This window comes from Streptomyces sp. P9(2023) (assembly GCF_032436795.1).
Classification (GTDB): domain Bacteria; phylum Actinomycetota; class Actinomycetes; order Streptomycetales; family Streptomycetaceae; genus Streptomyces.
Window position 1 is genome coordinate 1 of sequence record NZ_JAUPWM010000699.1, and the last position, 251, is coordinate 251.

A 251-nucleotide genomic window follows, 5' to 3' on the forward strand; every position below is an offset into this window, starting at 1 on the left:
GCTGCGGTTGACCATGAAGTCCCGCAACAGCTTCGGTCCGCAGATCAGCGCGCCCGACCCACCCAGCGCCTTGCCAAGCGTGTGCAGCGTCAGCACATTGTCCCGGCCTTCCAGATCATGCGCCAGTCCGCGCCCCTGCGGGCCAAAAACACCGGTGGCATGGGCCTCATCCACGACCAAAAATCCATGCACGTCAGCAAGTTCGGCCAAATCGGCCAGCGGCGCGCGGTCGCCATCCATGCTGTAAAGGC

The 251-nt window shown here is 64.1% G+C and carries 1 protein-coding gene; it reads right to left on the bottom strand.

The window, feature by feature from the left end; all coding sequences use genetic code 11:
• The coding region (locus tag Q5762_RS39155; RefSeq protein WP_315897086.1) for an aminotransferase class I/II-fold pyridoxal phosphate-dependent enzyme at positions 1-251 on the bottom strand (251 nt) is incomplete at both ends.